The 12,627-nt window shown below is 70.8% G+C and carries 12 protein-coding genes; 3 read left to right on the forward strand and 9 right to left on the reverse strand.

Features of this window, described 5'->3' with window-relative positions:
• Nucleotides 1-31 precede the first annotated feature (31 nt).
• From ABQ271_RS00805 to ABQ271_RS00835, 7 genes are all read right to left on the reverse strand, one after another.
• The gene (locus ABQ271_RS00805; RefSeq protein ID WP_349309670.1) at nucleotides 32-1,276 is read right to left on the reverse strand and encodes a saccharopine dehydrogenase C-terminal domain-containing protein; all 1,245 of its coding nucleotides are present in this window, start codon (nucleotides 1,274-1,276) and stop codon (nucleotides 32-34) included.
• A gap of 22 nt (nucleotides 1,277-1,298) precedes the next feature.
• Nucleotides 1,299-2,843, reverse strand: coding sequence for an APC family permease (locus ABQ271_RS00810; protein ID WP_349309671.1), 1,545 nt, complete (start codon nucleotides 2,841-2,843; stop codon nucleotides 1,299-1,301).
• A gap of 138 nt (nucleotides 2,844-2,981) precedes the next feature.
• Nucleotides 2,982-3,533 (reverse strand): ECF transporter S component, encoded by a 552-nt coding sequence (locus tag ABQ271_RS00815; RefSeq protein ID WP_349309672.1) that lies wholly within the window; start codon nucleotides 3,531-3,533, stop codon nucleotides 2,982-2,984.
• 2 nt (nucleotides 3,534-3,535) lie between these two features.
• Nucleotides 3,536-4,393: a siderophore-interacting protein gene (locus ABQ271_RS00820; protein WP_349309673.1), complete on the reverse strand. Its 858-nt coding sequence runs from the start codon at nucleotides 4,391-4,393 to the stop codon at nucleotides 3,536-3,538.
• Nucleotides 4,394-4,408: 15 nt separating this feature from the next.
• Complete coding sequence (locus ABQ271_RS00825) at nucleotides 4,409-5,215, reverse strand: energy-coupling factor transporter transmembrane component T (protein WP_349309674.1); 807 nt, start codon at nucleotides 5,213-5,215, stop codon at nucleotides 4,409-4,411.
• Nucleotides 5,212-6,993, reverse strand: coding sequence for an ABC transporter ATP-binding protein (locus tag ABQ271_RS00830; RefSeq protein ID WP_349309675.1), 1,782 nt, complete (start codon nucleotides 6,991-6,993; stop codon nucleotides 5,212-5,214). The genes ABQ271_RS00825 and ABQ271_RS00830 overlap by 4 nt, the downstream gene beginning before the upstream one ends.
• Before the next feature lie 41 nt (nucleotides 6,994-7,034).
• Nucleotides 7,035-7,592 carry an ECF transporter S component gene (locus ABQ271_RS00835; protein ID WP_349309676.1) on the reverse strand — a complete coding sequence of 186 codons (558 nt, stop codon included), beginning with the start codon at nucleotides 7,590-7,592 and terminating at the stop codon, nucleotides 7,035-7,037.
• A gap of 128 nt (nucleotides 7,593-7,720) precedes the next feature.
• Here ABQ271_RS00835 and ABQ271_RS00840 point away from each other — a divergent pair, with 128 nt between their 5' ends.
• Nucleotides 7,721-8,635, forward strand: a complete 915-nt coding sequence (locus ABQ271_RS00840) for an intradiol ring-cleavage dioxygenase (protein ID WP_349309677.1) — start codon at nucleotides 7,721-7,723, stop codon at nucleotides 8,633-8,635.
• A 7-nt stretch (nucleotides 8,636-8,642) separates the two neighbouring features.
• Here the strand turns inward: ABQ271_RS00840 and ABQ271_RS00845 are convergent, their stop codons facing one another.
• Together ABQ271_RS00845 and ABQ271_RS00850 are read right to left on the reverse strand one after the other, a co-directional pair.
• Nucleotides 8,643-9,614, reverse strand: coding sequence for a pirin family protein (locus ABQ271_RS00845; protein WP_349309678.1), 972 nt, complete (start codon nucleotides 9,612-9,614; stop codon nucleotides 8,643-8,645).
• Nucleotides 9,615-9,617: 3 nt separating this feature from the next.
• Nucleotides 9,618-9,926, reverse strand: a complete 309-nt coding sequence (locus ABQ271_RS00850) for a GNAT family N-acetyltransferase (RefSeq protein WP_349309679.1) — start codon at nucleotides 9,924-9,926, stop codon at nucleotides 9,618-9,620.
• A 189-nt stretch (nucleotides 9,927-10,115) separates the two neighbouring features.
• On the opposite strand from ABQ271_RS00850, the gene ABQ271_RS00855 reads away from it, so the two are divergent.
• On the forward strand, nucleotides 10,116-12,377 hold the full coding sequence (locus ABQ271_RS00855) for a carbon starvation CstA family protein (RefSeq protein WP_349309680.1): 2,262 nt from the start codon (nucleotides 10,116-10,118) through the stop codon (nucleotides 12,375-12,377).
• 1 nt (nucleotide 12,378) lies between these two features.
• Complete coding sequence (locus ABQ271_RS00860) at nucleotides 12,379-12,615, forward strand: YbdD/YjiX family protein (RefSeq protein ID WP_349309681.1); 237 nt, start codon at nucleotides 12,379-12,381, stop codon at nucleotides 12,613-12,615.
• Nucleotides 12,616-12,627: the final 12 nt, after the last annotated feature.

Below are 12,627 nucleotides of genomic sequence, written 5' to 3' on the forward strand. Positions count from 1 at the left end.
TTTCCCGGCCGAAGCGGGACCTCGCGCGCTGTCAGGCGTCGCTCGCGACGGGATGCGGCTGCTCCCGCATCCCCCACGGCGAGCCGTAGCCCTCGGGCCGGGGCGCGGCGAGCAGGTCGAGGAACGGCTTCGCGTCGAACGCCTCGGGGCCGAGCACGCCCGTGCCCGACCACGTGCCGCGGGCGAGCAGCTCGAGCGCGATGACCGGGTTGATGGCCGTCTGCCACACGACGGCCTGCGAGTTGTCCTCGCGCATCGTCTCTTCGTTGTCGGCCACGTGGTACAGGTACGTCGAGCGCGGCTGACCGTCCTTGCCGGTGCCGGTCACCCACACGCCCGCGCACGTCTTGCCGCTCATCTTGTCGCCGAGGGTCGCCGGGTCGGGGAGGGCGGCGGCAACCACGTCGCGCGGCGAGACCTCGACGCCCTTCACGGTGAGCGGGGCGGTCTTGTCGAGGCCGAGCTTGTTCAGCACCCGCAGCACCTCGATGAACTCGTCGCCCAGGCCGTACTTGAACGTGACGCGCTTGGCCTTCGTCCACCGCGGCATGAGGAGCACCTCTTCATGCTCGACGTTGACGCACTCGACCGGTCCGATGCCGTCGGGGAAGTCGAACACCTCGGGCTCGCTGAAGGGCTCGGTGACGTACCAGCCCTTCCTCTCCTCGTAGATGACCGGTGGGTTGAGGCACTCCTCGATCGTCGTCCAGATCGAGAACGAGGGCGCGAAGTCGTACCCGGCGACCACGAGGTTCGCCCCGTCGCGGACGCCGAGCTCGTCGATCTCGTCGAACAGCTCGTCTTCCGCGTAGCGCGCGAAGACGTCCGAGAGGCCGGGTTCGACGCCGATGCCTACGAGCGCGAGGCGCCCGGCATCCTTCCACTCCTGCTCCTTCGCGAACTGCTCGTCGCCGAGCTTCACGCCCACCTCTTCGTAAGGGCGATCCGGATGCCGCACCGACAGGCTCATGGCCATGTCGAGGTACGTCGCGCCGGCCGCGAACGCGCCGTCGAAGATCGGCATGACGAAGCGCGGATCGACCGCGTTGAGCACATGGGTGGCGGAGTGCTCGCGGATGAGGGATGCCACGGACTCGGCGCTCGAGGCATCCACCTGCGCCGCGTGGAACCGCTCGTCGCCGAGCTCGTCGACGAGGGCCTGCGGGCGCGCCGGGTCGTAGTCGGCGATCACGACGGTCTCGAAGAAGTCGCGGCGACGGAGGATGCGGGCGGCAGCACTGCCCACACCGCCCGCCCCGATGATGAGGATGCGCATGGCGGGGGATCCTTTCGGGCGGTCAGATGCCGCCGTCGATCGAACGGGGGAGGGAGCTCGTGTCGTCGGGGACGAGGACCGGGGTCTCGCGGTTGAGGCTCTCGCCGCGGAAGAACCGCTTCGAGCGCGGGAACAAGAACCACACGACCATGAGGACCACGCCGAGTGCGAGTGCCCCGATGCCGACGACGAACGTCGAGCCGACGCCGAGCAGGGTGCCGTAGTAGCTGTAGTCCGGGGCCAGCATGTCGATCGCCGACTGGATGAACGCGTACGTGAGCATGAGCGCGCCGATCAGCGGGAAGAGCCCCTTGAAGAAGAAGTCGCGTGCCGAGCGGAACAGGTCGGCCCGGAAGTACCAGACGCAGGCGAATCCGGTGAGGGCGTAGTAGAACGCGATCGCGAGGCCGAGCGAGAGGATCGTGTCCTGCAGGATCGCGTCGCTGATCGAGGTCATCACGACGTAGTAGACGCTCGCCACGACCCCCATGACGAGGGTCGAGAACGACGGCGTCCGGTAGTCGGGGTGGACGTCCTTGAACTTCGCCGGCAGCGCCCGGTAGACACCCATCGCGAGCGTGCCGCGTGCGGTCGGGAGGATGGTCGTCTGCGTGGACGAGACGGCGGAGATGAGGACGGCGACGACGAGCAGCCAGCCCCACGGGCCGAGCAGACCATCGCGGATGCCGAGGAAGAAGTCGTCGGCGTTCGCGTCGTTGGCCAGGCCCGGGCCGTCCTCGCCGAGGCCGGCGTACATCATCGCGGCAATTGCGACGGTGACGTAGGTCACCAGGAGCAGCACGCAGGTGAGGAGCGCGGCCAGGCCCGGGATGCGCTTCGGATCGCGGGTCTCCTCGTTGAGGGCGAGGCAGGTGTCCCAGCCCCAGTAGATGAAGATCGACAGGAGGATCGCCTCGACGAAGCCGCCCCACTCGCCGAAGGCGAACGGGTTCAGCCACTGCCAGTCGAAAGCCGTCGCGCCCGGTGCGGAACCGGCGAAGAACTGCGTGAGTGCAGCGACGACGAAGACGATCAGCGCCAGGTACTGGATGCCGAGAAGGATGTTCTGGATGCGCTCGCCGATCTCGACCCCGCGCCACGAGATCCAGGTCATGGCGGCGATGAAGGCGACCGCGACGACGATGATCCGCCAGTCGTTCGGCTCCTCGAACTCCTGGCCGAGCAGGGCCCAGAAGTAGACCGAGGCGACCTGGGCGAGGTTCGCGAGCACGATCATGCCGGCGATCGCGACGCCCCACCCGCCCATCCAGCCGACCCACGGTCCGAACGCCTTCGTCGCCCACGTGAACGCGGTGCCGCAGTCGGGCACCGCGTTGTTGAGCTCGCGATACGCGAAGGCGATGAGCAGCATCGGCACGAAGGCGATGACGAGCGCGATGGGCGCCTGCCCGCCCACGGCGAGGACGACGTAACCGAGCGTCGCGACGAGCGAATAGACCGGCGCGGTCGAGGCGAGCCCGATGACGGTGGAGCCCCAGAGACCGAGGGTCCCCGAGGCCAATCCCTTGCCGTCCTGCCGGGTCAGATGAACGGGAGTCGTGGTCACGCGGGCCTCCTCAGAAACGCGAGCCGCTCCCGCGTTCGGGTGCGGCCTGCGGCATCGGGAGCCGGGGCCCTGCGGGAAAGTTGCCTCACCCTAGCACCGACGATCCCGGGCGCACGAGGGCCGGCGCGCGGCATCCGTTCAGGCTGTCTGGGGCGCCCGTCGTCGCGCCAGCCGGGCCACGCCGGCGGCCCGCAGTCGGTCCGCGATACGGATGCCGGCCCACGTCCCCGCCAGGCAGCTCACCGTGCAGAGTGCGATGAACAGCACCACGAGCGGCGGGCTCATCGACCACAGGTCGAACGACTGCGCGGCCAGGATCGGGTAGGCGATGCCGATGGCCGCGCCGCCGACGTAGTGGAGCCAGGTCGACCAGCGTCGGTAGAGGGTCACCAGGAAGGGGAGCTCGGGGAAGAGCGACCAGAAGACGGTCGTCGCGACCGCGGAGATCGTCCAGAACGGGGCGAGGACGAGGCCGGAGATGACCCCGACGAGCAGTCCCGCGAACGGGCGGTTGAGTAGGCGCAGAGCGATGACGGCCGGCATGACCCAGAGGCCCGCGATCGCGACGCTCGCGAACGGGACGGTGGCGAACAGGCCGAGCGACACCCACCATCCGACGGCGAGCACGATGCCCGAGGCGACGCCGATCGCGGCGCAGGTGAGCAGGTAGGCGGTGGTGATCTTGCCCATGGTCAGTGTCCCGTCTGTGCGGTGGCGACCCGGCCGCCGGTGGCGGTGCGGTCGGTGCGCCAGTACCCGATGAAGCTGATCGCGGCCTTGTCGACGCCCTGCGCCACGAGGTGGCGGCGTGCAGCGGTCGGCAGGTGCTGCTCGCCGACGATGAAGTGATGCGCGTCCGGTGTGGGTGTGAGCCGCTCGAGCTCGGCGAGGGCGAGCGAGCCGGGTGCGGCATCCGCGTCGCGCACGAGCCAGCGGACGTCGACGCCGGCTGGGGCCTCGAAGGCGAGGGTGTCCTCGGCGCTCGGCGCCTCGATGAGCGCGACGCCCGTAGCCGATGCCGGCAGCGACGCGCACACGCCGGCGACCGCCGGAGCCCCCGTCTCATCGGCGACGAGCACGACCCGCTCCACCCCGCGGGCGGGGTTGAACCCGAGACCCTCGTCGATGATGACGACGCTCTCGCCCGGCTGCGCGCGCTCGGCCCATCCCGATGCCGGGCCCGCGGCATCCCCGTGTCCGTGCAGGACGAAGTCGACATCGATCTCGGCACCTCGATCGGTGGATGCCGCGCGGTAGGCGCGCACGGTGTAGTTGCGCATCACGGGGCGGACTCCCTCGGGGATGCGCAGGAACCGGAGGTAGCCCAGCAGACCGTTCGCCTTGGCGGGGATCCGGTCGAGACCCTCCTCGCCCCCGATCGGCAGGAACAGCCGGAACCACTGGTCGTAGCCGCGGAACGTGAATCGATCGATCTCGCCGCCGCCGAGGGTGACGCGCATCCAGTGCGGGGCGATCCGCTCGGTGCGTACGACGGTGAGGTGCAGGAGCTCCTGCACCTCGGGCTTCACGAGGGCGCTGGCGCGGGCCATGACGGGTTCCTTCTCTTACAGGGTCCAGGGGAACAGGGCGATGAGGACGGCGGCCGATGCGATCCAGAACAGGGCCGTGAAGACGGTGTCGCGGGGGCGCCAGGGCAGCAGGTACCGCTCGGTGCGGTCGGGGTGGGCGCCGAACGCGCGGGCGTCCATCGCCAGCGCCACGCGCTCGGCGTGACGGATCGCCCCGGCTAGGAGCGGCACGATGTATCCCCACCACCGGGCGATCGCCGCGAACGGGCCGCGGCCGACGTGCGCGCCGCGCACCCGATGCGCCTGGCGGATGACCTCGAGCTCGTATCCGAAGCGCGGCACGAACCGGAAGGCGGCCAGGGCCGTGTACCCGATGCGGTACGGCACGCGCAGCTGCTGGACGAGCGCGCGGACGAGGTCGGGGCCGGTGGTCGTGAGTCCGGCGATGAATCCGAGGGCGAGGATCGCGGCGAGCCGGATTCCCGTCGCGAGCCCGATCTCGATCGCCCCCAGGTACAGCGTCCAGTCGCCGAGAGAGAGGATCGGCACCGACCGGTCGACCCGCGACGGGTCGGCCCAGAGCGACAGGGCGAAGCCGATGACCGCCGCCCCGACCGGCACCGCGACGAACAGCAGCAGCGCGACACGGCCGGTCAGGCGCGCCCCCGCGAGCACCAGAACGTAGGCCAGGCCGAGGAAGACCGCTGGGGTGGCGAGGTCGCGCGTGAAGATCAGCAGCAGCATCGCCGGGAGCGGCCCGGCGAGCTTGGCGAGCGGACTCAGTCGTGCGAGGAACCCACGCACGGGCGCCCCGACCGCGTACGGGTCGATCGTCGTGGTCATCCGAGCGCCGCCTCGAGGTCGGCGAGGCGGGTGAGTCCGGAGAGGGACGGATGCCGCGTCACGCCGCGCAGCGCGGCGGCGAGCGGCGGCGTCCGCAGTCCCGATCGGTGCAGCAGCGCCTCGTCGGCGAACACGTCCCGCGTGGGGGCGTCGGCGACGATCCGCCCGTCGTCGACGACGATCGTGCGGGTCGCATACTCCGAGACGAGCTGCATGTCGTGGGTGACGACGAGGATGGTGGTGCCGCCGTCGTTGAGCCCCCGCAGCAGGCGCAGGAGCTCGTCGGCGCGGGCGCGGTCCTGCCCGAAGGTCGGCTCGTCGAGCGCGAGGATCGGGGCGCCCCCGACGAGCGCGGTCCCCACCGACAGACGCCGCTTCTGCCCGCCCGAGAGCAGGAACGGGTGGACGTCGGCTTTGTTCTCGAGTCCGAACCGCGTCAGCACCGCCATCGTCTGCGCGCGGATCTCCTCCTCGCCGAGGTGCCGGCCGCGCAGGCCGTGGGCCAGTTCGTCGAAGACCGTGTGGGCGATGAACTGGTGCTCGGGGTTCTGGAACACGAACCCGATGCGCTGCGAGAGGTCGCGGAGTGCCAGGCGCGCGGCATCCGTCCCTGCAACCCGCACGGCGCCGCGCGGCGGCGGGATGACCCCCGCGATCGCCTGCAGCAGGCTCGTCTTGCCGGCGCCGTTGGCTCCGACGACCGCGACGAACTCGCCGGCCGTGACGGTGAGGTCGACGTCGTGCAGCACCTCGCGCCGGCCGCGGCGGAGGGTGAGCCCGCGCACCTCGATCACCGGGTGTGCCGAGTGCAGGTCCACGCGCGGGTCTACGCCCTGTTTCGGGACCTCCGGCGGCGCTGAACCTGCACTGGGTACCGGGGCGTCGGTCGCCTCGAGCATCTCGCGGAGTTCGGTCGGGGTCAGCGGGATGCGGGGCAGGTCCCACCCCGCCCGGCGGAGGGCGAGCGCCGCGGTCGCGGAGACGGGCAGCCACACCCCGAGCGCGTGCAATTCCTCGGCGCGCCCTCGGAGCACCTCGTCGACGGTGTCGTCGGCGATGGTGCGGCCGGCGGCGTCGAGCACGACGACCCGGTCGGTGATGACGACGGCGGCGTCGAGGTTGTGCTCGACGAGGAGGATCGATCGCCCGTCGGCGACGACGGCGGCGAGTGCGTCGTAGACGTCCTCGATGCCGGCGGGGTCGAGGTTGGCGGTCGGCTCGTCGAGGACGAGGAGGTCGGACCCGAGCGCGAGGGCGCTCGCGATGGCCAGGCGCTGCTTGCCGCCTCCCGAGAGCCGGTCGGGGTTCTCGTGGCGCCTGTCCCAGAGTCCCATCCGCCGGAGCGCATGCTCGGTGCGGGACAGCACCTCGTCGACGGGACGCCGCAGGTTCTCGGGTCCGAAGGCGACGTCGTCGAGGACCGTGCCGGTGATGAGCTGCGCGTCGGGGTCCTGGAAGACCATGCCGACGTGCGAGGCGAGCGCAGCCACCGGCGTCGTCGCCGCGTCGAGTCCGGCGACCGAGACCGTGCCGGTGAGCTCGGCGGGCACCGCCTGCGGGATCAGGCCGTTCGTGGCGAGCGCCAGGGTCGACTTGCCCGATCCGCTGGGACCGAGCAGGAGCACGACTTCGCCCGGCCCGACATCGAACGAGACGGATGCCGGTACCGCCGTCTTCGCGCCCTCGTGCACGATTGCGACGTCTCGCACACACAGAAGCGCGGGCGGCGTTCCCGGGGCGAGCGGGGCTGCGGCGGCGCCGGAGTCGGCAGAGGTCACGGGAGTCCAAACGGGAGGGGTGCTCCCAGGTTAGCCTACCCTTACCTGGCGTGGAGGGTCGGTCGTGCGACCCCAGCCCGGCGCAGGCTCGAGCCCACGCCGAGGCCGGCGGCGGTCCACGCGACCGGACCGAGGATCGAGATCACGAAGTAGGCGATCTGCGCCCAGGTGGGGAGCACCGTCAGGTCGGCGGCAAGGGCCACGGCCCCGGCGACCACGATCCCGATCACGACGGCCGAGACGTAGAAGCGCCAGCGCCCCCAGGCGCGGTACCGGGTGAGCGCAGCCACACCCTCCTGGATCGCGCCGAACAGGAGCGCCGTGCCGAGGAAGCGCCAGATCCAGGCCGGGTTGACGGCGCTGGCGACGAGCGCGGCCAGCACGTGCGTCAGGAGAGCGACCAGCGGCATCCGGAACACCTGCTGCGCGATGATGCCCGGCAGCACGTGAGATCCGAGCACCGCGCCGTACGCCCAGGGTGCGAACGCGATGACGGCGGGCGTGACGACGCCGGCGACCCCGCCGAGGAGGCCGGTGGCGACTCCGAGCGCGGCGCAGACGAGCAGCACGCGCGTGGAGAAGACGGGGTGTCGGGGCACGGCACAAGGCTATCCGCGGAGGAGAAGAGGGCGGGCCGTGCAAAACAGCCACATGCCGCTCATAGCCGCCCCACTGGTGCGCCAATGTCGGCAGACCGACACTGGGGCGAGAGACGAGGAGTCCCGCCATGAACAGTCCCCGCCCCACCGACACCCCCGACGGTCCCGCTTTCGAGGGTCGTCTGCTCGATCGACCCGAGGACGACGTCGTCGATCAGGGCGCCGCGTTCGACATCCGCACGCTGCTGACCCGCCGGAGCGTGTTCGGTGCGCTCGGGATCGTCGCCGGCGCGGCGGTGCTCGCCGCCTGCACCCCGCGCGGGTCGACCGTGCCGGCGACCTCGGCCGCGGCATCCCCCTCCGTCGCCCCCTCAGCCCCGGCAGCGAGCGCTGACGCCGCGCTGCCGGCCGGCGAGATCCCGGAGGAGACCGCGGGCCCGTACCCCGGCGACGGCTCGAACGGGCCCGATGCGCTCGAACGCGCCGGGGTGGTGCGCAGTGACCTCCGCAGCGACATCGGCGGCGGCGAGTCGGTCGCGGGCGTCGCCCTCACCTTCACGCTGCGCCTCACCGACATGGCGCAGGCCGATCGCCCGCTCACCGGCGCCGCCGTCTACGCGTGGCAGTGCGACGCGGAGGGGCGCTACTCGATGTACACGAGCGGGGTCGAGGACCGCTCGTGGCTCCGCGGCGTCCAGGTGACGGATGCCGACGGCCAGGTCACGTTCACCTCGATCGTCCCGGGCTGCTACCCCGGCCGGTGGCCGCACATCCATTTCGAGGTCTACCCCGACGAGGCGTCGATCACCGACGCGGGTACGGCGATCGCCACCTCGCAGCTGGCGTTCCCCGCCTCGGTGGCGGACGCGGCCTACGCGCAGGACGGATACGGCGATTCGGCACGCAACCTGTCGCGGCTCTCGCTCGATTCCGACATGGTCTTCGGCGACGACGGAGGCGCGCTCCAGCTCGCCACCGTGACGGGCAGTGCCGGAGCGGGCTACGCCGCAAGCCTCGCGGTGCGCATCGACGCGACGACCTGACGGCGGGTCAGGGTCGCCGGCGACGCTTGGTGAGCCGGACGGTCGGCAGCGGCGGTGCGGGGATCCGCTCGTCGCCGTGGGTGACGACGTGACCGAACCGCGGCGCGTCCGCCTCCCACTCCTCCCGTGCCGACACGATCTCTTCGTGGCTGCGACCGACGAAGTTCCACCACATGACGATGTCGCTCTCGAACGGTTCGCCGCCGAGCACGAAGACCGTGACATCGGTCGGAGCCTCGATCTCGATGTTCTCGCGTGCGAGACCGAGGTAGAGCAGATCGTGATCGCCGAGCGCGACCGGCTCGTCGCCGGCATGGACCAGGGGTGAGCCGTCGACCCCGACGATCGCGTGCTCCCAGGCCGGGTTCAGGGGGATCCGGATGCGCGCCCCGGCGGGGATGTAGACCTCGGCCCCGACGATCGGCGTGTACATGGTGGCGGGTGAATGGATGCCGGCGAGCTCACCGACCACGACGACGGCCGCCGCTCCCTCGCCGAGGTCCACGATCGGGAGGTCCGTGTGGCGCTCGAAGTCGGGCTCGCCGTGTCGCCGCGACTCGGGGAGCGCCACCCACAGCTGGAGGGCGTCGGTCACGGTGGGCTCGTCGCCCATGGAGTACTCCGAGTGCGCGATCCCGGCGCCGCTCGTCATGATGTTCAGCTGGCCGCGCTTGATGACGACGTCGGAGCCGATCGCGTCGCGGTGGCGGGTCTCGCCCGCGAACGGCCACGTGACCGTCTGCAGGCCGATGTGCGGGTGGGGTTCCACGCGCATCGTCGTCACCTGCGGCCCGAAGCGGTCGAGGAAGCACCAGGCTCCGACCATCGGCAGCTCGCGCTGCGGCAGGGCGCGGTGCACCTGCATGCCGCGGACGCCCCCGAGGGGGACCTCCCGTGCGGTGAGCAGGAGGGAGCGTGGCCCGTCGCAGGCCGTCGGGGCGTCGACCGATTCGGTCGGGTCGGCGTCGAGGCGCGTCATCCCTTACTCCGCGTCGGGTGAGGCGACGGTGAGTCCGGGCACGTCGTGGTTCTGCAGGTATCCGGCGACGAACGGACACTGCGGCACGACCTCCTCGCCGCGGCGGGCCAGGTCGGCGAGCGCATCCGCGACCAGCGTCGAGCCGAGGCCGTGGCCCTTGTACGCGGGGTCGATCTTGGTGTGGGGCATCACGGTGCGCCCCGACCCGTCCGCCGTGAACAGGGTGTACCCCGCCACCGCCCCGTCGACGTGGATCTCGTAGCGGTTCTTCTCGTCGTTGCGCGTGACCGTCGGTGCAGCGTCGTGTGCCACGGTGACCCCCTCTGTCGTGTGGGTCAACCGTAAGCGCCGCGCGAGCCTTCCCGCCAGACGGAGCCGAGTTGGCCGTTCGTCGCGCCGGTCGCGCCGCTCGTCGCAGCGAGCTCGGCGGTTGCGTGGGGGAGCGGCATCCGTCTTCCTACCCTGGCCTGTACGCAAGGACGCGCCCCGAAGGAGTCACCCATGTCTGCACCGTCGCGCCGTGGCAAGGCCGCCACGCTCGAGCCGGATCCCTCGCTTCCCCCCGTCGCCCTCACCGAGGAGCAGACGGCGAAGGACAGCCGCTGGACGCCCGCGAAGATCGTCATCTGGGCGCTGATCGCCCTCGCCGGTGGTCTCGGCTGGACGATGCTCGCCATCGTCCGCGGTGAGACCGTCAACGCGATCTGGTTCGTGTTCGCGGCCGTCGCCACCTACCTCATCGGCTACCGCTTCTACTCGAAGGTCATCGAGAAGCACCTGCTGCGCCCCGACGACCGTCGGGCGACCCCCGCCGAGGTCAAGCAGGACGGCAAGGACTACGTCCCGACCGACCGTCGCGTCCTCTACGGCCACCACTTCGCCGCCATCGCCGGCGCCGGTCCCCTCGTCGGCCCGGTCCTCGCCGCGCAGATGGGCTTCCTCCCCGGCACGATCTGGATCATCGTCGGCGTCGTCCTCGCCGGCGCCGTCCAGGACTACACGGTGCTCTTCTTCTCGATGCGTCGCGGCGGCCGGACGATAGGCCAGATGGCGCGTCAGGAGCTCGGCCGCATCGGCGGGACGGCGGCGATCATCGCCTCGCTGCTGATCATGCTGATCATCGTCGCGATCCTCGCGCTCGTCGTCGTCAACGCGCTCGGTGAGAGCCCGTGGGGCGTCTTCTCGGTCTCGATGACCATCCCCATCGCCCTGTTCATGGGCTTGTACCTGCGGTACCTCCGCCCCGGCAAGGTGACCGAGGTCTCGATCATCGGCTTCGTGCTGCTGATCGGCGCAATCGTCGCCGGCGGCTGGGTCGCCGAGACGGCGTGGGGCCAGGAGTACCTGCACCTCGACCGCACCGTCATCGCGTGGGGCATCATCATCTACGGCTTCATCGCCGCGATCCTCCCCGTCTGGCTGCTGCTCGCTCCCCGCGACTACCTGTCGACCTTCATGAAGATCGGCGTCATCGTGATGCTGGCCGGCGCGATCGTGCTCGTCCGCCCCGAGATCACGGTGCCGGCGGTGACCGACTTCGCCATCGCCGGAACCGGGCCGGTGTTCGCGGGGCCGCTCTTCCCCTTCTTGTTCGTGACGATCGCGTGCGGCGCCCTGTCGGGCTTCCATGCGCTCATCGCGTCGGGCACGACCCCGAAGCTCGTCGAGAAGGAGCGCCAGACGCGCTTCATCGGCTACGGCGGCATGATCATGGAGTCCTTCGTCGCGATCATGGCGCTCGTCGCCGCGATCTCGATCGACCAGGGCATCTACTACGCGATGAACGCGTCGGCGGCGTCGACGATGGGCACCGTGGAGGGCGCTGTCGCGTTCGTGAACTCGCTCGGCATCACCGGGGTGAACCTCACCCCCGAGATGCTGACGAGCACCGCGGCGGCCGTCGGTGAGGAGTCGATCGTCTCGCGCACCGGTGGCGCACCGACGCTCGCGCTCGGGCTCGCGCACATCATGCAGCAGGCCCTCGGCGGCCAGGCGATGATGGCGTTCTGGTACCACTTCGCGATCATGTTCGAGGCGCTGTTCATCCTCACCGCGGTGGATGCCGGTACCCGCGTCGCGCGCTTCATGCTGCAGGACTCGATCGGCCACTGGGTCCCCAAGTTCCGTGACGTCTCGTGGCGTCCGGGCGTCTGGATCACGACGGCGATCATGGTCGCCGGCTGGGGAGCGATCCTCATCCTCGGCGTCACCGACCCGCTCGGCGGCATCAACACGTTCTTCCCGCTGTTCGGCATCGCCAACCAGCTGCTCGCCGCGATCGCGCTCGCCGTCGTCCTTGCGATCATCGCCAAGCGCGGTCCGTCGTACGTGCGGTGGCTGTGGATCGTCGCCCTGCCGCTCGCGTTCGCCGCGGTCGTGACGATCACCGCGTCGGCGTACAAGATCTTCTCGCCGAACCCGGCGATCGGATACTGGTCGAACCACTTCCGCTACCGCGACGCCCTCGCCGCCGGCGACACGACCCTGGGCGAGCCCGCGGTCATGGAGGCCGTCATCCGCAACACCTTCGTCCAGGGCACCCTGTCGATCGTGTTCGTGGTGCTCGCCATCATCGTGATCATCGCCGCGGTGTGCGTCACGATCGCCGCGATCCGCCGCGGCGGCGGGGACAACAACGAGGACGAGCCGGTGCCCTCGCGCCGCTTCGCCCCCGCCGGGTTGCTGGCGTCGTCGAACGAGCGCGAGCTCGAGAAGCAGTGGGAGCCGATCCTGGCCGACGAGCGCGCGACGAACAGGCACTGACATGACTGCACAAACGGATGCCGCGGTCTCACCGATGCGGGCGATACTCGACCTCGTCGTGCGGGCGGGCCGCGGCATCCGCTGGTACATGACCACGCTCATGGGCGACACGGCCTACGGGACCTACGTCGCGCACCACCGCCGGGTTCACCCCGACGAGGAACCCATGACCGAGCGGCAGTTCTGGCGTCAGAAGATGGACGACCAGGACCGCAACCCGGGCGCCCGCTGCTGCTGACCCCCGGGATCT

It is taken from the genome of Microbacterium sp. MM2322, from assembly GCF_964186585.1.
GTDB lineage: Bacteria > Actinomycetota > Actinomycetes > Actinomycetales > Microbacteriaceae > Microbacterium.